This is a genomic window from Margalitia sp. FSL K6-0131 (assembly GCF_038008735.1).
In the GTDB taxonomy this organism is placed as follows: domain Bacteria; phylum Bacillota; class Bacilli; order Bacillales; family Bacillaceae_C; genus Margalitia; species Margalitia shackletonii.
On record NZ_JBBOZS010000001.1, the window covers coordinates 2,838,089 to 2,862,091 of the forward strand.

A 24,003-nucleotide genomic window follows, 5' to 3' on the forward strand; every position below is an offset into this window, starting at 1 on the left:
ACAATATTATTGATACTCTCTATCTAGTATTGAATAAAAATGTTGATCATGCCATTGGTTATTCCAGAACAATTCTTCTTGAAATGTTCCCTCTCTTCTCATGCCCAATCTCTCCATTAATTTTACAGATTTAAGATTGTTACAATTACACATTCCAACTACTTTATGAGCTTGTAATCTTTCGAATGCAAACTCTATTAAAAGTTTCGTTGCTTCATACCCAAAACCATTTCCTTGGTAAATTGGAAGAATTGCAAAACCAATCTCCCAACTCTTTCTATGCTCTACATAACACCATATTTGGGCTAGTCCAATTGGTTTAACTTCTCCCTCTATGGTGCTTTTGACAATAAAATCATAACTATACGGAGTATTCATCTTCTGTAGGTACTTTTCTCTAACGACATTCATATCTGATTCAATATATTCTTCAAATAACCAAATATCTTTATTGCATTCTAGTTCACAAATAAAATCCAAATCATCCGGAGTAACCCTTGAAAGAATTACATTTTTTCCATCCAGCTTTATAATAATCACTTCCTTGTTTAGTTTTTTAAGATTCATATTGTTTAAAATATACAGCTTAGATATACTGATTTCAACCATATTTTTCCCATATTAACTATTATAGGAACTTTTTAATATGACAGCTATGCTGTTGTTAGGCCATGTAGGATAAACACTGAAAAGCTTTTTAGGTATTTCTTTATTCCCAGTAAAAAATAAACAACCCTAGGTTAAATAAATTTCCTTTCATAGCAACTGATTTTTACATACTGATTATTAGAAAGAATTTTTATCTCTTTATCTGTAAAGAATTTTTTACTTATAAATTTGTATTCGTATCCCCGTTTCATTCATTGTATATAAAAATACCCTGTAGAGTAGGCTTTTTTACGTGTCTACTCTACAGGGTACATTTTACAATAGGAGCTCATCATTCATCATCCCAAATTTTATTGATTCATTTCTCCCTCATTATAAAAAATACATATTTTTAGAAGAATTTTATATTTTTTAAGATGGACGTTATTATTTTCCGTCTGAGTTCACAGGTGCAACATGATAATATTCTTCTAGTGTTAAATCTTGCTTAAATAACTCAGTGGCTAAATTAACTCCAACATAACGAATATGCCAAGGTTCATATTGATAGCCAGTAATTTTTTCTTTGTTTTTTGGATAGCGAATGATAAATCCATAATTATGGGCGTTATTCTTAAGCCAGGTTGCCTCTTTTGTATTTGCAAAACAGTCTTCTGCTGCACAAGATCCATCCAATCCGCTAACGTCAATGGTTAATCCTGATTGATGTTCGCTTGTTCCAGGAACAGCGCTATATGTTTTTGCTTTTTCAATTCCATCCTTTTTAACATAATTATTGAATAGGGTTGTTTGAGCTTGATAAGAACGATAGGCTGAAACACCTGCTAGAGGTATATTTTGTTCATTAGCCGCATGGAACATTTTTTCAAGATACTTCGCCGCTTCTGCTCTCATCATTCTTTTTTCTATTTTTTCATTAAAAATAAATGGAACATTTGGGTAAACGAGATCTTTCGGTTCATAACCTTGCGGAAATGCATATTTTTTGTCTACAAGAACGGTGATACTTTCAGGATCTGCGACAGTAAGTAATCCCGGTTCTGATTGTGTAGCATTAGTATCCACTTTTATTGTAGGGGTTTCTAGTTGACTCTCGTTACTATGAGATGGTTGTTCCTTTTTGCTTATATTATCTGTAAGTTGTTTTTGTTGTTTGTTTTGTGCATTTCCGGAACAGCCAGAAATAATTAGAATCAGCGTGAACAGTACCATTGTAACTATTTTTTTTATCATGTAGTTGCCTCCTAAGCAAAGTGTAATGAAGTCTTTTCTAAAGACCACATGATAAAAAATAATTGTTTAATGTTTCTATTTTTCACTTAGTTATTGCAAGAATGCAAAAAAATTGTTTCCAACTTGTAAACTTTTGAGTTGATGAATCGAGAATTTGAAAAAAGAGCTACTAAGTAGCCCTCCTAATTTTATTTAAGTGAGATGATATTCGTAATCATTTTGTTTTGATCAAATGTTGTAATCATAATCTTCTTATTGGATTCGCTCCAGCTTACAGGAATACGAATATTGTATTTAGGATATTGGACATTCAAGAGTATGGGATTCATTTCACCTGTTAAAGTGTCTACCACATATAGGCCCCTCTTACTGTTATCTTCGGAAAATAGATTAAAAGCAATTTTTCTTCCATTTGGAGCCCAGTTAGTACCCAAGATTCCAATACCGCTTGCAAGTTTTATGGGGTTACGCCCCTTTAAATCAGTAAGGATTAACTCTTCAGTTGTATCATTCGTTCTTTGTACCAATGCTAATTGAGAACCATCAGGTGATGGAATCACACTAGAGATATGATTCTTGATCAGAAATGGCTTGCTATTGCCGTCAACAGAAAATAAATGATAGTTGATGTCTTCAAAATAAATTTTTTTATTGGAAATCCCAATGGATAAGATGGCGTCTTTCGTTGAAGTGATTTTCATTACATTACCATCTACATCTGCTTTTAGGATATCTCCATTAAGTGTACTAAATATGACATGTGAATGATCCAACCATTGGACATTATTAACCATATCAGAATTGCCAAGGCTTATTGTTTTTTTAGTTTGGATATCCATTATATAACGAACCATACGTTCACCGTCATCCATGAATAAGAAAAGGTGTTTTTTGTCGGGGGACAATAATGAATAGTTTTGCAACTTGAATTCGGATTTCAATAGTGTTTTGGTTTTCGTCTTCATATCATAGATGTAAAGGCTGCTTTCAGAACTATTCTCTCCTAAGTTGTTAGGTGTATTAAGAATGACTTTAGTCTCTGAAAAGAATTGAGTGGCTAGTGTATCATCTATATTTTCAATATGGCTCACGGCAATATTTTCCTGCTGTTTAGGAGGCTGTAATATCGTAATAGTTTTTCCATCCTTCTCAATCATTTTCCTGGTATTACTACTTTGTTGATCACATGCAGTCATAATCAACATCGTGATTGAAGTTAATATAAACACTATCATTATTTTTAAAAAATTCACGGATAAATCTCCTTTTGTACTTATAAATGGACATCGCCAACTCCCATTACAAGGCATGATATATAGGAAAACGTAATCGAAATACCGTTCCTTGTCTATCGGATCTATGAAGTATAACGGTCCCGTTTTGTTTTTCCGTTAATTTTCTTACAATAGTTAGTCCAAGGCCAGTTCCACTAAATTCGCGGGAGCGCTCCATATTTACTGTAAAGAAAGGGTCGAATATTTTCTTCTGCAGATCTTTTGAAACCATATTTCCAGTATTTTTTACATCGATGATGAGGAAATCATTATCCACAAAAGAATCTATCCAAATAGTACCATTCATTTCATTATACTTTATAGCATTATCGATTAAATTAACGAAAATATGAATTAAGTTCTCTCTATCTGCCCATATAACGGCAGAAACTAATTTAGTATGAATCTTCAAATTATACTTTGCAGCTTTCCCACGCATACTGTTACATATGTCTGTCAAAATATCTTTCATCTCGATTGGCTGTGATTGCTGCTCAAAATCATATTTCTCCAACGCGGAAAGACGCAGTACTTTTTCAACCATTTCATAAAGACGATCCGTCTGCTTACTAATATTCTGAACAGCATCCTCAATCAACATTGGATCATCCGGGTACATACTGAGCAAATCAACGTATGCTTTAATGGATGTTAAAGGTGTTTTAAATTCATGACTTATATTTCCAATAAATTGTTTCTGCTGTTGCTCCAATACCTGGAGCTTTTGAACAGCGAGTTCTAGCTTCTGCTTCTCCAAGTTCATATTGTTCAAGTTTTGTTTAATAGAATTGCTCATATTGAAAATGTCCTGACTTAGTTCCCCTAATTCATCCCTTCTTACGACTGGAGGTTTATCCAAAAAATGACCTGAATGGATATGGTTTGATGCTATTTGAAGTTTAGAGATGATTAAGGCAATTTTATAAAAATAAATATAGCCAACAACAAATCCAACAATAAACACAATAATACCCACTGTTAAAAATAAATGCTTCGTAATATTTAAAAAATCATGGTTGTTTTTAAGAGAATAGTGGAATTCAATGATACACATCATTTTATTTTCTATTTGGAGCGGTGAAAAATAGGTGAGTGAATTTCCTAGAGTCTGGTAGGCTATTTTACCTTGAATAGCATAATGAAGAGTGTCCGAAACACCTTTCGCTTCATTACTGAGTGGCATCGAATTACCAACTAGACTACCCTTTGAATCGTACAAAACAACCTCCATTCCACTAAGCATAGAAAGATACATCGCAAGACGCTGCCCTCTTTGATGCATAAAATTCCCTGGTGGAATTCTCTCATCCTCGGTTAAATAATTTTGACTTATATATCGTTGGGCCATTTCACTTTGTTGTAAAAGGTGTTTCTCCACCGTTTGAACCTGATATCTTTCAATTCCATGTAGCACAAACTTACTAAGTACTCCCACAGTTAACAAGAGGATAATGGCCAATGCTAAACTGATTTTTAGTTTAAGACTTACTCTCATTTTTTTACTCCAGAGGAAGCTTTATAACCCACACCATAAACGGTTTGAAGTACAATCTGTTCTAAATCATTTATCTTTTTTCGAAGACGCTGTATATGAATATCGACCGTTCTCGTCCCCCCTATATAATCCATCCCCCAAACAATATTTAGAAGATCTTCTCTTGAGTATACTCGTTCAAGATTAGTGAATAACAGTACCAATTAATCAAATTCCTTTGGAGTTAACTTAACAAGATTATTGTCTACATACAGTGTTCGCTGAAATAGGTTCAATTGAATATTACGAACAATAATTTCCTCTTGAACAATGTTAGTATCTCGGCCATCCATTCGCCTTATGAGCGCTTTACTTCTAGCTAATAATTCACGTAAGTCAAATGGCTTTGTTACATAATCGTCTGCCCCTAGTTCAAGTCCCAGTACTTTATCGACAATATCATCCTTAACCGTTAAAAGTATAATTCCGATACCCTTCCGATTCTCCAGTTTGCGACACACATCATACCCTGATAACTTCGGCATCATTACATCCAGAATGATAAGATTTGGTTGAAAAGACTCTACTAGTCTAAGAGCTTCTTCCCCGTCATTTGCAGTTTCGACCACATACCCTTCCCTACGAAAGGAATAGGCAACTGCGTCCACAATGCTTTGTTCATCATCTACTATTAATATTTTCTTTTTCAATGGTCTCTCTCGCTCTTCTATAGAATTTTTATTGGCACCATAATGAATGACTATTCCATTATGTAGGTTGTATATATTAATTAGGTCTCAAATTGGCGAAGTTGAAGATAATTCCGAATAAAGTGAAAATTAAGTTTAGTCGTTCTCTTTTCACTATTCGTTTTCAAAGGCAAACTTGATTTTTTCACAACATTTGTGACAATCGCTTTAGGAACATCAAACATACGGATAAGAATCCAAGCTTTTGGACAGTTTTATTTAATACCAGTAATGCTAGATTCTGTATGGTTCCTTTAGACTTAGACTGTGCTCATTCGAGTTGGGGTGTACACTTCTTCTAAGTCTTTCTCCATCAACTAAAACTTGGGTATATAGTATCCTGAATACTTGGCAATTCATGTCACTCCCTACAAATTATATTATTCTATCTTTATAATAAAATAAAACCCTATCAAAATGATAGGTTCCGTCAAATTCCCCTGTTATTTTCCATAGTGGCCCCTCCATCCGCAAATCGTTTCCGTACCCTAATTGAAGTGCCAAGTATTCATGTATGTTAATACTTTTCCAGTAGCATAGTTTTTGTTAAAAAGCAGGAAATATAAGGAATTTATCGAAGACATATATAAAATCTATAGTTAGGAGTGACAAAATGTTTTATTTAATTCTAGGATTAGCAGTACTAATTGTAGTCATCATAGTTATAAGTTCGACGAAAAAGAAAAGGGAAGATCCAAAGCAGAAGAAATATCACATATACACTTATGTTGTAATGGAGAATGAAGACGAAGATTTGTTTGATGAAGCAGATGAAAAGTTGTGGGAACTTGCTGAAACATATCCCTTTCTGCAGCCGGGGCAAATATTTTGCAGAATAGATAGGAATCAGGACAAATGGGATAACGATTGGGATGAATTAATTACAAATACCAATTATTCGAAGGAAAAGGATCCATACTATTTATTATTTAGTGAAGAAATATGGAATATAAAGAACTCTTTAAAGATTCCATGGGATACGAAAGTACTGGAAACGAATAATATTGATGAAGTAAGAAACTGGTGTAAAACATTTGAAGAGAAAATTTATAAAGAACAAGGTTCCTATGGTTACCGCATTGGTGGATAAACGTTTAGTAGAAATGATCAGTTACTATTTTGGATCGATTAAACAATACTAATAGAAAAGATGAAATACTTTTATTTTAATTATTCGCATATTATAATAAGTACAAGAATACACTAAAAAAGAACGCCGATGCTGTAACATCAGCGTTCAGTCAGCTACTCCGCAAGAAGTGCGGTGGCTAAAGGCAAGAGTAACCCTTCACCTTAGCACACAGGGAGGGTTACTTTTCTTTTATAATCATGACAATCAATGCAGCAAAACTGATCATCAAAACCAGTGCCTCGAAGATTGTCATCTGCAACACCTCCTTTCTTGTTGTGAAATGACCACGGAACAAGAAATAGGTGCCACCGCCCTCCCTACTTATGTAGCTAATTATAGAATATCATAATTCCCAACAGAAACATACGTTCTGGTTTATTTTCTATATTTAAATTATAATTATGCACAACAAAAGTGCCTAATCCCCACTATCATAATATAGTAGAAATCAGGCACTTAAGACCAAGTAATTCTATTTTTTACGCAGGTAAATTCAGCACAAGCTTAAAAAAGTTTTGTGCTTTTTCATGATAAACTTGCAAAATCTTCATTTGCGAAAATAATAGAATAACCAACACACTTCGAATAAACCATCTTTCTATGTACACTTACCTGAAAGATAGTTTTTTTATTTCACCTATTGCTTTTTTATCGGAGTAACTACTGAAAATAAACTTTCTGTTGGATCCGATACTTTCACCTCTATAATCTTATAACCATTTTTCCCATCCTTGCTCGCGTTTTCCCTTGATATTTTCAACTGAATGTCTTTCATTTTTCTTCTTACCCCCATATACTTAAAATTACTCACAGTAAGCAGTATATGAAGGATTTTGAAATATGTTCTTAGATATTTTATTTATTTTTTGTAATTTTTACAGTAAATAAAAACTCAAGGCGAACCCAAACTAAATTATTCTTATAGCACAACTCCATATTCATTTAGAAAAGCAAGTGTTTTTTCAAATACTTTAACAAGTTGCTAATCGTTTTAATCACCTACAAACATTTGTTCCTTTTCAAATTATATTAAGAATTTGGACGATTAGCAAATATAAACATTTAGCAGAGGCAATTTTATAAAATTGTTCCCAATTATGTATGTATATTTTAAATATGGTTGTCTGAGCATATTTTAATGTTTACCCGCAAATGAAATCAGGTTATAATGAAAATTACGTAATTTCGGATTTCGAAATTTTGTGTTAGGTCAAAGGAAGCTTGATTTCGAATGGGGGGATTGTTGAAATTACTGTAGGAACGATACTAACGTAAAAAGAAATTTAATCGAAAGGTGAGGAAAAATTGAATACACCTAGTGGAAAACAACGAATACAACTTGCAATTCTTTTAGGATCACTTGGACTTTTAGGACCCTTTACAATAGATACGTATTTGCCGTCCTTCCCTACTATTGTAAAAGATTTTCATACAACTGCTTCACTGGTACAAATTAGTTTAACTGCATGTTTATTAGGACTTGGGGCGGGACAATTATTTATTGGCCCGTTGAGCGATGTCAAAGGCCGCCGCAAACCATTGCTATTTTTTCTTTGCTTATACTTATTAGCTTCCTTGACTTGCTCGTTTGCACCTAACATCTATTTCCTTATTGTGGCTCGTTTTATCCAAGGTTTTGCTGCAGCAGGCGGTCTTGTGGTTTCCAGAGCTGTCGTCAGAGACCTCTTTAGCGGTAAGGAACTAACCAAGTTTTTTACTCTAATGGTGTTAGTCGGTAACTTAGGCCCTATCGTTGCACCGGTTGCGGGAGGAATCATCCTTTCTTTTACCAAATGGAATGGAGTTTTTATTGTTTTGGCTTGTATTGGCGCCATCTTAATCTTCACGGTTTCATTGAAACTTAAAGAAACGTTGCCAGTAGAAAAACGTGTGCCAAGTAACTTGCCTCAACTTCTAGGAAATTTTGGTTCTTTATTCAAGGATCGAGAGTTCATGGGATACGCATTCACGCAAGGATTTACCACTGCCGGAATTTTTGCCTATGTATCTGGTATTCCATTTGTCTATCAAAATATTTACCATGTCACTCCTCAACAGTTCAGCTTATTATTTGGAGTGAACGGTTTAGCATTAATCATTGGGAGTCAGTCGGTTGGGCGCTTTACAGACAGAATATCGGAGCGAACATTCTTAAAGATTGGGTTAGGAATCTCTAACTTAGCGGGAGCGTGTTTACTAATCGCCCTTCTTTTAAAAGCACCAATCATCGCCGTCGCTATCCCTATTTTCTTTTTTGTCCTATCAATTAGTATTATTGGAACAACGTCTTTTGCATTAGCCATTGAGTCACAAGGACATATTGCTGGCAGTGCCTCCGCATTATTGGGCTTATTGCCATTTGTACTTGGCTCGTTATCTGCTCCGCTCGTTGGAATCGCCGGATCATATACAGGCGTTCCAATGGGAATCACCATCTTCGGTTCAAGCATTCTGGCGTTCCTTTCCTATTTTGTGTTAGTTAGGAGAGCTACAATTAGGGTACAAAGGGCGAAATCTACGGAAACGGAAACAAGTTTGCATTAGGAGTGCTTTTGGGCAACGTTTTGTTAGTAACCGTTTATTTGAGCTCTCACCTATTCTAATTGAATTTTCAATCCATTTAAAAACACCCCAGAAGTTAGGTTTTTCGCTCTAACTTCTGGGGTGTTGCTATTTAAAGATATCCCTCTTTTGTGTACTATTTAACGCCAGGTACCCAGCCAGGATTTGATTGCATCATGCGCATCAACGGACTAGGAATGACATTCTCTCGTGTCATATCCATTTCAGTAATGACTTCTTCCCCTGCCGCAATTTTTTCTACCCAATGCGGCTCAATTAATAATTCTCGTCCCAATGCTAGTAGTTCTGCACCTGTTTCCATCGCTTCTAATGCATCTTTTTTCGAATAAATGGAGCCTACACCAATAAGCGGTATGCGACCATCAATGACACGCTTTATAATTTTAATACGATTTTCTTTCTCCCCTTCATAACGTCGTGCTATTGAACGGAAATCCATCTGTGAAATGTGTAAATAATCGAGTGGCTCTTTCGCTAAACGATCTACAAGTTGAACCGTATCATCGAGCGTAATACCATCTTCCTCGGGCTCTTCAGGGCTGAACCGATAGCCTACGATAAAGGAATCATCTGCGTATTGTTGCTTTACGCGATTCACTTCTGCCACTACTTCTAATGGGAAGCGCATTCGTTTTTCGAGTGTACCACCGTATTCATCTGTACGTTTGTTTGTGAAACCAGAGAAAAATTGTTGCAGTAAATATGTATTTGCACCATGTATTTCAACGCCATCATAGCCTGCTTCAATGGCACGCCGCGTTGTTTCACCAAATGCTTTCACGATTTCTTGAATCTCTTCCACCGTTAAAGCGCGCGCCTTTCCCCCATCTGCCGCTATCGTATCACTAGCACTAACAACATCGCCATTTGGCACAAGTTCACGAGGTGATTGGCGACCACCGTGATAAATTTGTAAAATCGCTTTAGCGCCACCTTTATGAATCGCTTGTGCCACACTTCGTAAACTGTCCATATAATCATCTGTATGCCCCGCAAATTGTCCCGGGAATCCTTTACCGTTTGCGATTACATATGTACATGCCGTAATTACTGCCCCTACTCCATAGGAACGCTCTTCATAATACGCTAATTCTTCATTTGATGCCGTATCGTCTGGATTAGCAGAATACGTAGTCATCGGTGCCATCACATAGCGATTGCGTAGCTCGACGCCGTTATGAAATTTAAATGGTGTTAAATAATTTGTCATTTTCTTCACTCCTCGAAATTCATAGTAAACAAATGAGATTTATTGGTCAATTTTTTTGCTTTGCATGCTAAGTTAATTTTAAAGAGCAAATAAACACAATCGGCGATTTCACTATACAGGAATAACAATGCGATTTTACTATTTTTTGCCCATGTTGTATTCTAATTCACTTAACATATATTTTCCTTTTTTTATTGCTTTAGCCATTTTGTATTTTGAAAAGAAATATATGTATAATATTGCACAAGGAAATGCCATTTCATGATTAAAGGATTGGAGGAAATATGAAAAAAACAATCAAAGTTGTAGCAGCCATTATAGAAAATGACAAAAATGAAATTCTTTGTGCACTTCGTTCTCCAAAAATGGATCATCCAAATAGATGGGAATTTCCTGGGGTAAGGTTGAGAAGGATGAAGATATTTATACTGCCCTGGTTAGAGAAATTAAGGAAGAATTAACCTGTAAAATTGAAACGCATGAAATACATAATGACATTTTTCACGAATATGAGACCTTTAACATTAACTTAATCTCTATTAAATGCAAGATTGTAGAAGGAACTCCTATACCAAAAGAGCACTCTACACTTATTTGGCTTAAAAGAGAAAATCTTGATTCCTTGAAATGGGCTCCGGCGGATGTTCCAGCGGTTGAACTATTGATGGAAGGAATTTAACTTGAAACAAGTAGGCAACCTCCTTTTCTACCCCCAGCTTTCCATCTAAGTGGGTGTTATTGGCCCAATACTGCACTTAAACGCCAAAAAGCACTATTACAAAAACTTTCGGTTCGACTAGCTAAACCAAGGGTTGTAAGCGTAAACTTCTAGACTTGAACAATTACATTCAAGCCAATTGAAACACCCATATTTTGTATACGGAACTATACTTTCGGTGGTGTAGGGAGGATATGGTTAGTCATTTCCTCCTATTAACCATCGAATCTCTTTCTACTCTTCATTCGGTAGAACAATTCTCTTATATAATTGAACTGTAATAAAGTAATATATCATATAAATGATGATGAATATGACAATCGGTACCCAAATACGGAAATACGGGTCAATTACCAAATATCTGAACATATTCATCCCAATTAAGACGTGAATAATGCCTACAATGGCTGGAAATAAAAAAACTAAAAATAATTCTTTATAAATAGACTTCGTTAATAACTCACTGCGAACACCTATTTTACGAAGCATTTCATATCGTGTAATATCTTTCGTTGCACCGGATAGAATTTTAAACATTAAACAACTGGCCATCATTGCTAAAAAAGCTATGCCTAAAAAGAGGCCCATAAATACTGTCCCACAGGCAACAGTATAAAATCCATTATATATTTCATATTTACTTAACATATCATCAGCTTTTAAATTTTTATATTTAACTAGTTGTAATTCGTCAATTCTTTTCCATTCTTTTATATGTGAAGCAAAATCATCCGTTTTCCCGAAAAATACAATTCCTTTATTGCCTCGTATGTCATTATAGGTTTTTAAATCTACTATTTTTAACCCTTTATCAAAGTAATTTAGGTAGCTAGGCTGAATAGATCTTAAAGCAGAAGCCCATTCATCTGGGAGTATCTTTTTATTATTTTGACTATCACTTGAAACAGCTCCTACTGGAAGGTTTTCAGTAACACGTTTTACCTTACCTGTATAGCCTTTTTTATTCTCTTCATGAATTAGTGGGCGATATTTCTCAAGATCTTCTTTTAAATAATATACAAACCTATCATCTACTTTATAACGATACTTATTTTTTTCAATAAAAGGAATACTATTTAGGATTTTCATCTCTTCCGCTGTTGGATTGTAAATCACTGTATCATATATTTCCATTCGTTCCGTAGATTTTATTACATTATTTTTGAAGGCCAAACCCCCTGATATTGCACCAGCACCAAGTGCAACTAACATTGCTACTGTTGCGAGTACTTTCGTCAAATGATTAATACGGAAGTTTAATTGAGCAAATGTAAAAGCATTAATGCCTTTTTCCCTATATTTCTTATTACCTTTTAGTTTTTTTATAATAAACGGCAAAACAGAAGCAAATAACATATATGTTCCTGCTGTTGCCGTAAGCATTGAAATCATAATACCTGATTCTCGTAGTTTATCCAGATTCATCATGGATGCATAGCCAATTCCTAATAAAATTATTGAAAAGAATGCTACAACCCCATTCGCTTTTCCTTTTATTACCACACTGTCTTTTTGAGTATCTGCGTGAACAAGCTGCAAAACCGAGATACGTGATAATTTAACACTATTGATAACGGCGGATAATATAAATAGAGAGAAAAAGAACAGACAAGTCATTACCATTGATGGTACATAAAAGCCTTGATAACCACTTACTGTAAAATTAAGTTGCTTCATAAGCAATTTTCCAATTCCTTGTGCAAGTCCTATTCCTACTGTAATACCAAATATTATAGATGCTATTCCGATAACAATAGTCTCTATAAACATAATCAATGTAATCTTATTTTTTTTTGCTCCTAACATCATATACATTCCAAACTCTTTTTGCCGAAGAGATAATAAAAAAGAGTTTGCATATAAAATATAGAAGAAAGTGATAATTGCTAGTAAGACTGAACCGGTTTGAAAAACGAATCCAATGGACTTAATTGTCGAATTTGCTTCAAGAAAAGCTTTATTCAATGCAAGTGTTTGAAACATGTAAAAAATTGAAATCGACATAACAAGACCTATAAGTAAGACGACGTAATCTTTCAACTTACTTTTTAGTCCTGACATGGAAAGCTTAAATAACATGCTGAACTCCCTTTCCTATTCTTTATTATCTATGTATGCAAGCACATCCAGAATTTCTTTATAGAAAGCCTCGCGCGTACTACCACGGTGAATTTCTTTATACAATTTTCCGTCTTGAATGAATAAAATACGCTGGCAATAACTAGCACTATATGGATCATGAGTAACCAACATAATGGAAATATCTTGTTTTTCATTTAAATTTTTCATTGCTTCTAAAAGACTCGTTGCATTTTTAGAATCAAGCGCACCTGTTGGCTCGTCCCCGAGAATGATAGCTGGTTCATGTACCAGCGCACGTGCTGCTGCGGAACGTTGTTTTTGTCCACCTGAAACTTCCGAAGGGTATTTTTGAAGAATTGCGGAGATCCCTAACATATCTGCTACCTTCTCGACCTTTTGGCTAATCTTTCTTGAAGAAGTACCCCGAAGTGAAAGTGGCAATGCAATATTTTCATAAATGGATAAATTCTCAAGCAAGTTAAAGTCTTGGAAGATGAAGCCCAACTTTTGAGCACGAAAGTCGGATAATTCATTTTGCTTCATCTTAGAAATTTCCGTACCTGCTATTTCAATCATGCCGTCTGTAGCTTTATCAAGTGTTGAAATTACATTTAATAATGTGGTTTTCCCTGAACCAGATGGTCCCATTATTCCAACAAATTCCCCCTCTTGAATGGAGAACGTTAATCCCTTTAATGCATGAGATTGATTCTCCCCTTTTTTCCCATAAACTTTTTTCACATTTTTCACATTTACAACTGGTTTGTTCATGTATATCTCCTACCTATCGTGTCTTTTGTTTCTTTTTGAATACCTATATAGCTTGTTATATAGTAGTTACAGAAATCCTAAAGTAGTTTCTATGTTATTTTTGTTTTTGTAGTTTTTCTTTTGCCTTTTCAGGAACATCCTTTTCTTTTACAATCTCATATTCGAAAACATATTTTCCTTTTACATGTACTTTTATAAAAGTGTTTTTCGGAAAGTCCTTTTCAGAAGTTGTTACTTTTATCTCATCTTCTTTTCCTAATTCATCCACACCGTTTAACATGAACATATATCGTTGCGGGAAATCAGGATTTGGTTTTCCTTCGCCTTGTAGAAGTGCATATACATCCTTTTCTTTAACAAGTGGATTAAATCTATCTCTATATTCCTTTCCAATATATGTTGATATTCCTGCTCCAATAATAATTAGCACTATAACTCCAAGTAATAACTTTTTCATTTCTTTTTCCTCCTATACTGATAATCTTCAGGATTTCAACGAAACTATATAACCTAACCCTAAGTATAAGGAGCATTTCTTAATAAAAATCTGAGAAGCTTCTTAAGGTTTTCTTAACAAACTAATAGAAATGACCAATATCGCTAGAATAAAAAAAGAACTCTTGCAAAATAAGAGTTCTAAAACTTATTCTTAAGTTTGTATAATCACAATCTGTTTCAATAATAATTAGTTTTCACCTAAAATCGGGAGTAAAATGATAAATCGAATTACTCCATCTTCATATTCTGCCTGAATTTCTCCTCCTTGTAGTTCTACAATATTTTTTGCAATCGCAAGACCGAGTCCAGAACCTTCCTCTACTCTACTCCTTGATTGATCTTTTTTATAAAAACGTTCAAATAAGTTCTCCAATTCTTCCTTGGTGAACTCCTCACTATAATTTGCGACGGATATTTTAAGGTTATTTGGTTGTTTTTCAAGCGAGACAAGTATTTCTCCGTTATCTTTACTATATTTAATGGCATTCATCAATAAGTTGTCAAACAGTCGAACCGTTTGCTCAGAATCAACGACAGCATATAGATCCTCGTCTGAGAATTTTTTTTCAATGGTAAGACTGCGTTCTTCTATTTGAGGTACTAATTCTTCGATTAATTGGTCTAGGAGTTTATTTATACATACTTCTTGTAAATCTAATACGAAATTTTCATCCGTAAGCTTTGTATATTCAAATAAATCTTCTATTAAATTCTGAAGCTGTTCGGACTTTGAATAAGCAATTTTTATATATTCATTATGTTGTTGATTATTTTCATATTTCCCATCTCGTAACAAGCTCAAATAACCCATTATGGATGTTAATGGTGTTCGCAAATCATGTGATACGTTTGTAATCAATTCATTTTTTTGCTTTTCTACTTTTCTTTCCTTTTCAATTTTCACCATTAGTTCTTCAGCCATATGATTAATATTACCTGTTAAGGAAGCAATTTCATCCTGACCTTTCATTTCTATACGATATGCCAAGTTCCCTTTTGCAATTTCTTTTACACCTCGGGCCATTGCTTCAATCTGCTTCATCTTTCGCTTAGTTATATAAAAGAAAGTAAAAATAAACACCAAAAATCCAATTATAAATGGAAAAGGTCCTTTTTTCGTCTCATAACTTACATCCCCTTCAGGAATTCCGCTTACGAAAAGATATAAGTTTTTCCCTTTAATCGTCACAGGATAAAACGTTATAAACTCTCTTCGCGACAACTCTACCTCTCCCTTACCGGCTGGTGCGTTGATTGCAAATGACATGACATTGCTCATCATATCATGTAAATTAATTTGAACTTCCTGCGCTTGTTTTGTTTTATATAAAACCTTGCCTGTTTCATCAGTAACAAGTACTTTCAATGCATTTTGTCCATTTTTTAAACGTTGATTTTCATCTTCAATCATATTATTAATGGCAACAATTGAATTTTCTTCAGCCGTTGTTTCTGCTGTTGATTTAGCTTCCATGTTAATCTGTTCCATACTACTACTGTAATCGATTATAGCCCTTTTATTCATGTCTTCAAATAATGGTGTTGTTACCCTTGTAACTAAAAATCCTAAGAATACGCAAAAAACAAAGGTTGTAATCAACTGAATTCTAATACTTTTTTGGATGCTAGTTCTCATTATTTGAATGAGTCGTTTTATAAATACAATGGGTTTAACTATCTTTTTCAATTTTATATCCTACTCCCCAAACGGTTTTTATATAACGTGGTTTTCTTGGATTTTCCTCTATTTTTTCACGTATTTTTCGAATATGAACCATCACCGTATTATCAGATTGAAAAGCCTGTTCATTCCATACTCTTTCGTAAATTTGGTCAGCACTGAAAACAATACCACGGTTTCGAGCAAGCAGTTCTAGAATAGAAAACTCTCTAGGTGTTAAATTTTTTTGCTTTCCACCAACTTTTACTTCATGTGTGGAGACATTAATTTGAATATCACCAATCTCGATTTCGTTTTCGTTTTTTTCAAAGCCTCCACTCATTTTTGTATACCTGCGGAGCTGTGATTTGATTCGAGCTATTAGTTCTAATGGATTAAAAGGTTTGGTGACATAATCATCTGCCCCAGTCGTTAATCCCAATATCTTGTCCATATCTTGTGTTTTTGCGGATAACATAATAATAGGCATTTCTGCTATTTCTCTTACTTTCATACACATATGGATACCATCTATTTTTGGCATCATTATATCAAGTAAAATTAAATGTACTTCATTTGTCTTTAATAGTTCTAAGCCTTCTTCTCCATCCCTCGCCTGTAAGACTTCATACCCCTCATTTCTTAAATAGATAGTAATGAAATCTCGAATTTCCTTTTCATCGTCCACAACGAGTATTGTTTCTTTATTCATTATAAATCCCCCATTTATTAACTATAGTAGAAAAATGATGTTCTTATTGATTGCCCTCTAAACTAATATGTTTATTTTTCATCTTTAAATAAATAGAATAAATAATTATTATAACAACTATACCACCAAAATAAAGCCCGTACTTCTTTGCCATTCCTATCCCCATCTATATTGTGTAAGCTAGCATATAGTTTAAATAGTATTTCTTAAAATAATTAGGGGTCGTTTCTTAAGTTTTTCTTAAGGGGGTGGAGTGGATATTCTCAAAAATGAATGTTTTTGAGATTTTTTATTTTGAACGATTTAATAACTCTCTTAATATTTCAAAACATTACTTAAAATCTATAACTACCGTTTATGATACATTTTTATATAGAGGTGAAAGAATTTAAATGAGTTCATGTGAAAGAAATTGTTGAAAGGACTGGAATTAGAGGGCTACTCATTACCGATATTTACAAAAGTAAACATTCTAAACATCTTAAAATAAAGGGAGTTTGTGTTATGGCATCGATTGAGAGAGCGGTGTATCCTCAATTATACGTAACCCGACGAAAAAAGAATTACATCAAGTCTATTCTCCAACAACAGAAGAAACCCAATCTGTTCATTCTTTTACAAGGGGATCCGAATTTTTGCTGAGGGCCGCGGTACTGCTGAAAACATTTCAGAAATTAGGATAATTCCCGTAAAGTGACTCCATACCGATAGAGGGTATTGAACATATTCGAGACTGCTTAAGCTTTTCACAAGAAACTTCATTAGATATCCGACTGTCTCGAGTTACACGTAAATATCAACAAAAGATTCGAGAGTATTTTCATGTTATACCTAACGGAAAGGAAACACGTTCATACAGAAAAAGATAGATGGGAAGTGATGCTTCATAGGGGGGCCATTTAATAAATATATCTTTTTTAATGAGAAAAATCGCGTGCTTTTCACATCGAATTGCTCACAGGGCCATTGGAGTTGTGTATGACTCTAAATATGAAATCTGTGGTAATTATGTTATCTGTAGAAGTTGTTTATCAATAAGAAACACGGGTGCATTTCTCTTCACGAATTTGGATATGGGAGAACCGCCACCGTGTTTCATTTATTTTTCCAACCGTTTTTTGAATGAACTTGAATGATTTTACTATTACTAATATACTTAACTGTTTTTCCATCCTCTTTGTACTTCGTTACTTTATATTTAATTTTTGCTGAATCGTATTCAGGGTGCTCCCACAAAAAATAATAGTCATCCAATATAGTCCCTGTTGCCTGTTTCACTTCATTGGATAGCCATTGAGTTTTCCATCTATACCATTTATCATAACTACCAGCGTATATAGCCTCTTGCTTTTCTTTAAGCTGCAGAAATTCATCCTTCGTTAAGATTTTTGTAACAGTTGACTCTTCCTTAGTCTTATGAACATAAATTTTATTACACAAACTTAGAATTTCATGGAAACTAAAAAATAGAACCAAAGCAATTGCAATTAACATTATCCCTGTTTTAAGTTTGATTTTCCTTCAACTCCATCCATAATTAAAAGGTTTTTATTTCTTATATGTATATTTGTTATTTATGTGTTAAAATCCTTTTTTTCGAAAGGCTTTGTTACTATTCATTGTTGATTTGCGTATATGTATGAGAAATTAATAGGCGGAGTATTTCCGACTAATGTAGATAGTGAAGGCTTAAGAGGCCGATATAAGCGGAGTATTTCCGGTTAACTTCTCAAAATAAGACAAAATTCAATGATTTGGATAAGATAAGCGGAAAAATTCCTTTTATTTATAGGGAAATGTGGGTATTTCCCAATTTAAACGGAATTTTTCCGTTTATCTTTATCACAGTGAAATATACGTTGAGTTATAACAAAGCCTTTCGAAAAAATACCATGTCGATTCTATGTATTCACAAATTTGGAACCGGAATAAATAGCGCAAGTGAGTGGATGATTTCTATCTTCTCGCTGGTTTTACACCCGTAAAAGCGAACCAGAGAAATCGTCCATGCACTAAAAAGGATGGCGGTGTTGTTTATGCCACCTAAGAAAAAAAGCACTTGATGGCTAACATCAAGTACCACAAAAGGTTTTGTATGGACAAGACGATGGTTCGGGCAATTTAGCATATTCAACCTGTTCCGCCGTGTGTGTGTATGGATTTGCCAAAACATCAAGAAGCTTTTTCATCACACTATAATCTCCATGTTCTGCAGCTTCTAATTCTTCCTCAACCCGATGGTTGCGCGGAATGACAGCTGGATTAGAGTTACGCATCAACTCTAGTGAGGAGGCTTTTGTTTCCTCCTGCCTTTTCAGTCGGGACTGCCAGCGCGCAAACCACTGTTCGAATTCTTTGTTACCAAAAAGATCAGTATCTTCCTTCCGATCAAACGTTAGTGCAAGGAAAGTATTCGTATAGTCCGCTTTATGCTTTTCCATCAAAGTGAGGAGGTCTCCAATAAGACTTTCATCGTCCCCCTCTTGGTTAAATAACCCTAGTTTCGCTCTCATTCCCGTGAGCCAATAGGATTGGTACAATTTACTAAAATCCGAAATGGCATCCTGGGCAAGTTTGAGAGCTTCTTTCTCATCATCATGTAACAGAGGTATGAGCGTTTCCGCAAATCTTGCGAGATTCCATGCAGCCATATAAGGTTGATTCCCATAGGCATAACGGCCTTGAATGTCAATCGAACTGAATACCGTTGCCAGGTCATAAGTATCCATAAAAGCACAAGGTCCATAATCAATCGTTTCCCCACTAATGGTCATGTTATCCGTATTCATCACTCCATGAATAAAACCAACCAGCTGCCATTTGGAAATCAGTTCCGCCTGTCGCCTAATTACTTCCTTTAACAACGATAAATATCTATTCTGATCAGAAACTATCTCCGGAAAATGCCGCTCTATCGTATAATCAGCCAAAGCTCGTAAATCATTAACCGTTCCCCGACTTAAAGCATATTGAAAGGTACCCACACGCAAATGACTTGCCGCAACACGTGTCATGATGGCACCTGTCAGTACAGTATCACGGATAATCGACTCACCGGTTGTCACCACCGCTAGGCTTCGAGTAGTCGGAATACCCAATGCAAACATGGCTTCACTTATAATATACTCACGCAGCATTGGACCAAGTGCTGCCCTGCCATCTCCTCCGCGGGAATAAGGTGTTCTTCCCGAACCCTTCAGTTGTATATCCACCCGCTCGCCATGAGGAGTAATCTGTTCTCCAAGTAAGAGCGCTCGCCCGTCTCCCAGTATGGTAAAGTGTTCAAATTGATGACCTGCATAGGACTGAGCAATCGGCAATGCGCCCTCTGGAACCCGATTACCAGCAAGTACTTCTACTCCTTCCTGACTATCCAATGCCTCTTCATTCAATCCAAGTGTTGCTGCTAATGAAGAATTGAAGATGATCATTTTGGGTGATCGTACAGGATTAAGATTCATCGTACTATAAAATAGTTTTGGAAGACGAGCATAACTATTGTCAAAGTTCCAGCCTGTGTTGGTTGATGTGTTGTTGTTGTTTGTCATTGGATCTCCTTTACTACTTTTTGACTTAGTATATGCTACTTTTAACTACTACCCGTAATGAAAACATTTTTACTTTGATATTTTATATTATTTTCTTCTATATTACAAAATAATGGAAATCATCAAGATTTACAATGGAGGTAAAATAATGACAAGCAATTGAGCACTGCAATGGTGGTGAAAAGGTAATGAAAAAGTTCATAATAGTATTCATGGTCTTTATAGGAATTTTCCTTCCGATTCCATTTGTAAAGGCAAATAATGTCTTAATGAAGTGGGAGGATGTTGCTTCGATGCAAATAAATCGCACTTCTGGAGGAACACGAACTTTCCATGAAAATAATGGTATGGAAGCATTCGTAATCCAAAAGGTGGTGGAGTGGATTAACACAGCAACCCCTGTAAAGAAAACAAAGGAATTAGATAATAGAAAAACTCCGATTGCTATATTAAAAATGAAAATGAAAAACGGCGATGTTGCTATAGTAGAACCCGCATATGACTGCCATGTGCAACATCAAACAAAATTTTGTGCACTGGTAGATGGGGATGTCATCCTTACCCACCATAATCAAAAGACTCGATTGAAATCAGTTGAGTTTTTTGACTGGCTTCTGACAGGGTGGAAACATGAAAGTACGACGCCCCCTCAAGATACGAAGGAAATGATGGTCCATGATATATTAATGATCTTATTAGGTCGGGAAATAGATAAAGCAGTGAACCATTATTACTCTAAATATTTAAATTACTCACCGTCGGTCTACCCTTACCAAATTGAAATCGTAAAAGTAGAAAGAATTGGTGGATACCGTACCTTTCATTTTTTCATCACATTAGAAGCTACCCCCGTGGTTGGACCACATATTTCAGTAGGAAAAGACAGATTGACTTTTGAAATCGCACCAACCATCATTCCTAGTCAAATTAAATTAAAGAAATTTGAACATCTTGAAACACATGAACTTCCTCCGCATTGGCAGGACATTATTAAACAGAATGAGCGGTAAACAAGTCGCAGAATGAACATCTTTTGTTGAATAACAACTGATTATTAGACTCTTCCATATTAAATGATGTTTTTGCCCTCTGACTATATAGTAGGGCATTTCCTCTCTCAATTTCATCTTCGTTTTAAGATTCCTTTTGTATTTGCGTTACTCCTAATATTGTGCAAGATATATTCCTTAGTTAGCTTTTCTATTTAGATAAAACACTCTTTTCTAAATGGAAAAATCCTGCTAGTTAGCCGAATCTTTTTCCTTTGATGACTGTCTTGCCGAGTAAATAAAGGAGCCTATCATCAATAAAACACCGAATATTATTAGGAGTTGCGCAGGCAAAACTGTTACGGATAGCCCTTTAGCTAAATAGTATAGCTGTGAACCTAGTAACAAGCATATTAAACCGTTAATAAAATACTTAAACATTGAAAAACTCCCTGTCTAGTATATTTTTTTGGAAAAGCATACGGATGATCCTTTGTTTACTTTATAGTATGAATTTGATCATCGTTTATGTCTGCAATCTCCCTACACCGAGGAAAATTCGTACATCCATAAAACTGTTTCCCTTTATTGGATCCGCTTTTTACCGTTCGCAAAATGAAAGGCACTTGGCATTTTGGACATAATGGAGTTTGATTCATGTTGAATTGTTCCTCTATTGGAGTTTCTTTTATATCCGTTGCTTCATGATGAAAGATAATTGAATGAAGTTTTTCTTCTACTTCGGAAAGTGTGTAACTCTTTTTATTCGTAAACCTAATGAGACTTAGTTTTGCCGTTTTAAATAATTGATTCACAAACTCATCTCGTTTTACCCGGTCCTCCCTTCCATGAGAACGGTCATCTAATTCGATTCCACAAACGGGTTGCATCGTTTTAGCCGAGCAAATGAGGAGATCCACGTGTTTTCTACTAATCTTATTTAAATAGGAATAATAGCTGCTTTTATCCTTTTCATTTACAAAAAATATATCTTGCAAAGAAACTTTAGGACAAATAATGAATTGGTTTGGAATGACCTGAGATAGTATGTTAAAAAAGGATAATTCAGACGGCGATAAAAAGTCGTCTCTTAATTTAAACGGAAATTTTTCTTCTTTATTTTTGTCGCCTTTTGTAATTCCGAATATTCGGAACAAAAAGCCTAAACATCCTGGATTGTCGGTAGCCATGAATTACCTCCATTCGCTCTCACTATTATTAGGATTCTAGCAATCATTCAGATAATCAATGCATAATACAAGCATTAATTACATTATACTACAAATTAAGGTTTATTTTTACAAATTTTTCGATAAAAAGTCTCATCTGCATGGGAGTATCGGATTATAAAAATCCCTTCTGAGATGTAAAGATACAGAAGGGATTTTTATGATATATGATAGAGTAATAGATATCTACTATTTCTAAAAGTTTAATCATTAACTATCTATGATTTTTCCTACATTTGCGGCCGTTAATGGAATATCTCAAGAACATATTTTGTCTCGCTTAAATGGACAAATCAAATGATAAAAACTCTTGCAGTTGTTTTTCATGTTTGTCGAGCATAATCTGTTCTGGCTTGATGCCCTGCTCACGAAGTACTTCAATGTTCTGCATGAGGAATTCGTCGCTGCCGACAACATAGAAGATTCCATCCTTATCTGCAGCAAGATTTTTCACTTCTTCATAGTAGTCTTTACGGTTATGGACGAACTGTGCCGTGAACTTCTTCTCAGGTGCGGATTTAAAAATATTAGTGAATAAGAAATCTTTTGATGAATCGATGTTCAGGGAATGAATTTGTTTGACGTTGTCAGCACGTTCAAAATATTCAAGTACAAGCGGTCTGAAAGTTGCCAGGCCGACACCTGATGAAAGCAGGTAAATATTTTTGTCTTCTCTTTTAAGAGGTACATTCGAATGAGTTTTAAATATGGCAACTTCATTGCCGACTTCAAGATTTCTTAAAATCGATTTAAACTCAGAGCACTGCTCTCTGATACGTGTTGTAATACCGATTGCATTTTCATGCGGTAAAGTAGAGATGGACATATGGCGAATCAGGCTGCGGTTTGGTTTATCTCCTGCATTAAAACCTGCCAGTGCGAAGTGGGTGTGGGAACCTTCTTCCCATGTAAAGTCTTCCGGACAGTCGAGTAGGTACGTTTTAACCTCAGACGTTTCTTCCATAATCTTATTTATTTTAGTCCAGTAAATTTGCATTATTTATTCTCCTTACTCCATTATATGTGTCGTTACAATCTACTATACAATAATTGATAACAATTCTCAATTAAAAGGAGTGATTATTTCAGATAATAATGTGATTTTAATTTACTGATAATTTATAATGTAGTACATTAAACGCTAAAGCGAGTTTGATCAATAAGCGGAAAAAATCCTCTTAATTTGAAAATAGCACTGAAAATGGCTTAAATAGACGGAAGAATTCCGACTATTGACTCGAAAAACGTGAAAATGGGTGATTTTCCTTAGCTTAATCGGAAATTTTCCGCTTATATCCCCCGAACCGAACTCTATTCTTCAGTATAACCGGAAAATCTCCGGTTATTTTAATTCACAAACTCTTAAATATTCATCAACTCTTGCTCCATTAAATGACCCTTTAACGGAATAATTCTATTATCAAATAAGAATATGAATCTATTCTTATCGGTCCAAACTGAGTTAATACTTTTTGCAACTTTTGTTTTAAAAAGAGAGTTACTTTCTCCTTTATAAACCTTTTCAGGGATAT

The 24,003-nt window shown here is 34.8% G+C and carries 19 protein-coding genes and 2 pseudogenes; 4 read left to right on the plus strand and 17 right to left on the minus strand.

Going from position 1 to position 24,003, the window contains the following annotated elements:
- Positions 1-6: 6 nt before the first annotated feature.
- The 5 genes and pseudogenes from NSQ59_RS13870 to NSQ59_RS13890 all read right to left on the minus strand — a co-directional run bounded on the left by NSQ59_RS13870 (position 7) and on the right by NSQ59_RS13890 (position 5,300).
- On the minus strand, positions 7-609 hold the full coding sequence (locus NSQ59_RS13870; RefSeq protein ID WP_340831802.1) for a GNAT family N-acetyltransferase: 603 nt from the start codon (positions 607-609) through the stop codon (positions 7-9).
- A 426-nt stretch (positions 610-1,035) separates the two neighbouring features.
- A complete protein-coding gene (locus NSQ59_RS13875) occupies positions 1,036-1,842 on the minus strand; it encodes a M15 family metallopeptidase (protein WP_126649196.1) in 807 nt (268 codons plus the stop codon).
- Positions 1,843-2,030: 188 nt separating this feature from the next.
- Positions 2,031-3,095, minus strand: coding sequence for a TolB family protein (locus NSQ59_RS13880; RefSeq protein ID WP_340831806.1), 1,065 nt, complete (start codon positions 3,093-3,095; stop codon positions 2,031-2,033).
- Positions 3,096-3,141: 46 nt separating this feature from the next.
- Complete coding sequence (locus NSQ59_RS13885) at positions 3,142-4,611, minus strand: sensor histidine kinase (protein ID WP_340831808.1); 1,470 nt, start codon at positions 4,609-4,611, stop codon at positions 3,142-3,144.
- A pseudogene (locus tag NSQ59_RS13890) lies at positions 4,608-5,300 on the minus strand (response regulator transcription factor). Before NSQ59_RS13890 ends, NSQ59_RS13885 begins: the two are co-directional and overlap by 4 nt.
- 652 nt (positions 5,301-5,952) lie before the next feature.
- Here NSQ59_RS13890 and NSQ59_RS13895 point away from each other — a divergent pair.
- A complete protein-coding gene (locus tag NSQ59_RS13895; RefSeq protein ID WP_340831809.1) occupies positions 5,953-6,429 on the plus strand; it encodes a hypothetical protein in 477 nt (158 codons plus the stop codon).
- A 679-nt stretch (positions 6,430-7,108) separates the two neighbouring features.
- Here the strand turns inward: NSQ59_RS13895 and NSQ59_RS13900 are convergent.
- Positions 7,109-7,246 (minus strand): hypothetical protein, encoded by a 138-nt coding sequence (locus tag NSQ59_RS13900; RefSeq protein ID WP_161809242.1) that lies wholly within the window; start codon positions 7,244-7,246, stop codon positions 7,109-7,111.
- Positions 7,247-7,776: 530 nt separating this feature from the next.
- Here NSQ59_RS13900 and NSQ59_RS13905 point away from each other — a divergent pair.
- A complete protein-coding gene (locus NSQ59_RS13905) occupies positions 7,777-9,015 on the plus strand; it encodes a multidrug effflux MFS transporter (protein WP_126649201.1) in 1,239 nt (412 codons plus the stop codon).
- A 154-nt stretch (positions 9,016-9,169) separates the two neighbouring features.
- Here the strand turns inward: NSQ59_RS13905 and NSQ59_RS13910 are convergent, their stop codons facing one another.
- A complete protein-coding gene (locus NSQ59_RS13910) occupies positions 9,170-10,264 on the minus strand; it encodes an NADH-dependent flavin oxidoreductase (RefSeq protein WP_055739909.1) in 1,095 nt (364 codons plus the stop codon).
- Between the two features lie 284 nt (positions 10,265-10,548).
- On the opposite strand from NSQ59_RS13910, the pseudogene NSQ59_RS13915 reads away from it, so the two are divergent.
- Positions 10,549-10,943 (plus strand): annotated as a pseudogene (locus tag NSQ59_RS13915) ((deoxy)nucleoside triphosphate pyrophosphohydrolase).
- Between the two features lie 273 nt (positions 10,944-11,216).
- Here NSQ59_RS13915 and NSQ59_RS13920 read toward each other — a convergent pair.
- The 7 genes from NSQ59_RS13920 to NSQ59_RS13950 form a co-directional block, all read right to left on the minus strand.
- Complete coding sequence (locus NSQ59_RS13920; RefSeq protein ID WP_340831816.1) at positions 11,217-13,061, minus strand: ABC transporter permease; 1,845 nt, start codon at positions 13,059-13,061, stop codon at positions 11,217-11,219.
- A 15-nt stretch (positions 13,062-13,076) separates the two neighbouring features.
- On the minus strand, positions 13,077-13,835 hold the full coding sequence (locus NSQ59_RS13925; RefSeq protein WP_340831818.1) for an ABC transporter ATP-binding protein: 759 nt from the start codon (positions 13,833-13,835) through the stop codon (positions 13,077-13,079).
- A gap of 94 nt (positions 13,836-13,929) precedes the next feature.
- The gene (locus tag NSQ59_RS13930) at positions 13,930-14,292 is read right to left on the minus strand and encodes a YxeA family protein (protein WP_340831821.1); all 363 of its coding nucleotides are present in this window, start codon (positions 14,290-14,292) and stop codon (positions 13,930-13,932) included.
- A 228-nt stretch (positions 14,293-14,520) separates the two neighbouring features.
- Entirely contained in the window at positions 14,521-16,020 is a 1,500-nt protein-coding gene (locus NSQ59_RS13935; RefSeq protein ID WP_340831824.1) for a HAMP domain-containing sensor histidine kinase, read from the minus strand.
- Positions 16,004-16,705 carry a response regulator transcription factor gene (locus NSQ59_RS13940; RefSeq protein ID WP_340831826.1) on the minus strand — a complete coding sequence of 234 codons (702 nt, stop codon included), beginning with the start codon at positions 16,703-16,705 and terminating at the stop codon, positions 16,004-16,006. Before NSQ59_RS13940 ends, NSQ59_RS13935 begins: the two co-directional genes overlap by 17 nt.
- Before the next feature lie 1,095 nt (positions 16,706-17,800).
- The gene (locus NSQ59_RS13945; protein WP_340831828.1) at positions 17,801-18,199 is read right to left on the minus strand and encodes a hypothetical protein; all 399 of its coding nucleotides are present in this window, start codon (positions 18,197-18,199) and stop codon (positions 17,801-17,803) included.
- 578 nt (positions 18,200-18,777) lie between these two features.
- Positions 18,778-20,253 (minus strand): protein adenylyltransferase SelO, encoded by a 1,476-nt coding sequence (locus NSQ59_RS13950; RefSeq protein ID WP_340831829.1) that lies wholly within the window; start codon positions 20,251-20,253, stop codon positions 18,778-18,780.
- 188 nt (positions 20,254-20,441) lie between these two features.
- Here NSQ59_RS13950 and NSQ59_RS13955 point away from each other — a divergent pair, with 188 nt between their 5' ends.
- The gene (locus tag NSQ59_RS13955; protein ID WP_340831831.1) at positions 20,442-21,263 is read left to right on the plus strand and encodes a DUF3888 domain-containing protein; all 822 of its coding nucleotides are present in this window, start codon (positions 20,442-20,444) and stop codon (positions 21,261-21,263) included.
- 231 nt (positions 21,264-21,494) lie between these two features.
- On the opposite strand, the gene NSQ59_RS13960 is transcribed toward NSQ59_RS13955, so the two are convergent.
- The 3 genes from NSQ59_RS13960 to NSQ59_RS13970 all read right to left on the minus strand — a co-directional run bounded on the left by NSQ59_RS13960 (position 21,495) and on the right by NSQ59_RS13970 (position 23,468).
- Entirely contained in the window at positions 21,495-21,683 is a 189-nt protein-coding gene (locus NSQ59_RS13960) for a hypothetical protein (protein ID WP_152982380.1), read from the minus strand.
- Between the two features lie 56 nt (positions 21,684-21,739).
- Complete coding sequence (locus NSQ59_RS13965) at positions 21,740-22,432, minus strand: DUF2726 domain-containing protein (protein ID WP_340831834.1); 693 nt, start codon at positions 22,430-22,432, stop codon at positions 21,740-21,742.
- A 319-nt stretch (positions 22,433-22,751) separates the two neighbouring features.
- The gene (locus tag NSQ59_RS13970; RefSeq protein ID WP_340831836.1) at positions 22,752-23,468 is read right to left on the minus strand and encodes a dihydropteridine reductase; all 717 of its coding nucleotides are present in this window, start codon (positions 23,466-23,468) and stop codon (positions 22,752-22,754) included.
- Positions 23,469-24,003: the final 535 nt, after the last annotated feature.

What these genes read in the sequence shown, in the direction of transcription:
- NSQ59_RS13955 (WP_340831831.1), top strand. Translation starts at nt 20,442, where the DNA reads ATGAAAAAGTTCATAATAGTATTCATGGTCTTTATAGGAATTTTCCTT.
- NSQ59_RS13885 (WP_340831808.1), bottom strand. Translation starts at nt 4,611, where the DNA reads ATGAGAGTAAGTCTTAAACTAAAAATCAGTTTAGCATTGGCCATTATC.
- NSQ59_RS13920 (WP_340831816.1), bottom strand. Translation starts at nt 13,061, where the DNA reads ATGTTATTTAAGCTTTCCATGTCAGGACTAAAAAGTAAGTTGAAAGAT.
- NSQ59_RS13965 (WP_340831834.1), bottom strand. Translation starts at nt 22,432, where the DNA reads ATGGCTACCGACAATCCAGGATGTTTAGGCTTTTTGTTCCGAATATTC.
- NSQ59_RS13940 (WP_340831826.1), bottom strand. Translation starts at nt 16,705, where the DNA reads ATGAATAAAGAAACAATACTCGTTGTGGACGATGAAAAGGAAATTCGA.
- NSQ59_RS13870 (WP_340831802.1), bottom strand. Translation starts at nt 609, where the DNA reads ATGGTTGAAATCAGTATATCTAAGCTGTATATTTTAAACAATATGAAT.
- NSQ59_RS13950 (WP_340831829.1), bottom strand. Translation starts at nt 20,253, where the DNA reads ATGACAAACAACAACAACACATCAACCAACACAGGCTGGAACTTTGAC.
- NSQ59_RS13970 (WP_340831836.1), bottom strand. Translation starts at nt 23,468, where the DNA reads ATGCAAATTTACTGGACTAAAATAAATAAGATTATGGAAGAAACGTCT.
- NSQ59_RS13875 (WP_126649196.1), bottom strand. Translation starts at nt 1,842, where the DNA reads ATGATAAAAAAAATAGTTACAATGGTACTGTTCACGCTGATTCTAATT.
- NSQ59_RS13910 (WP_055739909.1), bottom strand. Translation starts at nt 10,264, where the DNA reads ATGACAAATTATTTAACACCATTTAAATTTCATAACGGCGTCGAGCTA.
- NSQ59_RS13960 (WP_152982380.1), bottom strand. Translation starts at nt 21,683, where the DNA reads ATGTTTAAGTATTTTATTAACGGTTTAATATGCTTGTTACTAGGTTCA.
- NSQ59_RS13895 (WP_340831809.1), top strand. Translation starts at nt 5,953, where the DNA reads ATGTTTTATTTAATTCTAGGATTAGCAGTACTAATTGTAGTCATCATA.
- NSQ59_RS13930 (WP_340831821.1), bottom strand. Translation starts at nt 14,292, where the DNA reads ATGAAAAAGTTATTACTTGGAGTTATAGTGCTAATTATTATTGGAGCA.
- NSQ59_RS13945 (WP_340831828.1), bottom strand. Translation starts at nt 18,199, where the DNA reads ATGTTAATTGCAATTGCTTTGGTTCTATTTTTTAGTTTCCATGAAATT.
- NSQ59_RS13925 (WP_340831818.1), bottom strand. Translation starts at nt 13,835, where the DNA reads ATGAACAAACCAGTTGTAAATGTGAAAAATGTGAAAAAAGTTTATGGG.
- NSQ59_RS13900 (WP_161809242.1), bottom strand. Translation starts at nt 7,246, where the DNA reads ATGAAAGACATTCAGTTGAAAATATCAAGGGAAAACGCGAGCAAGGAT.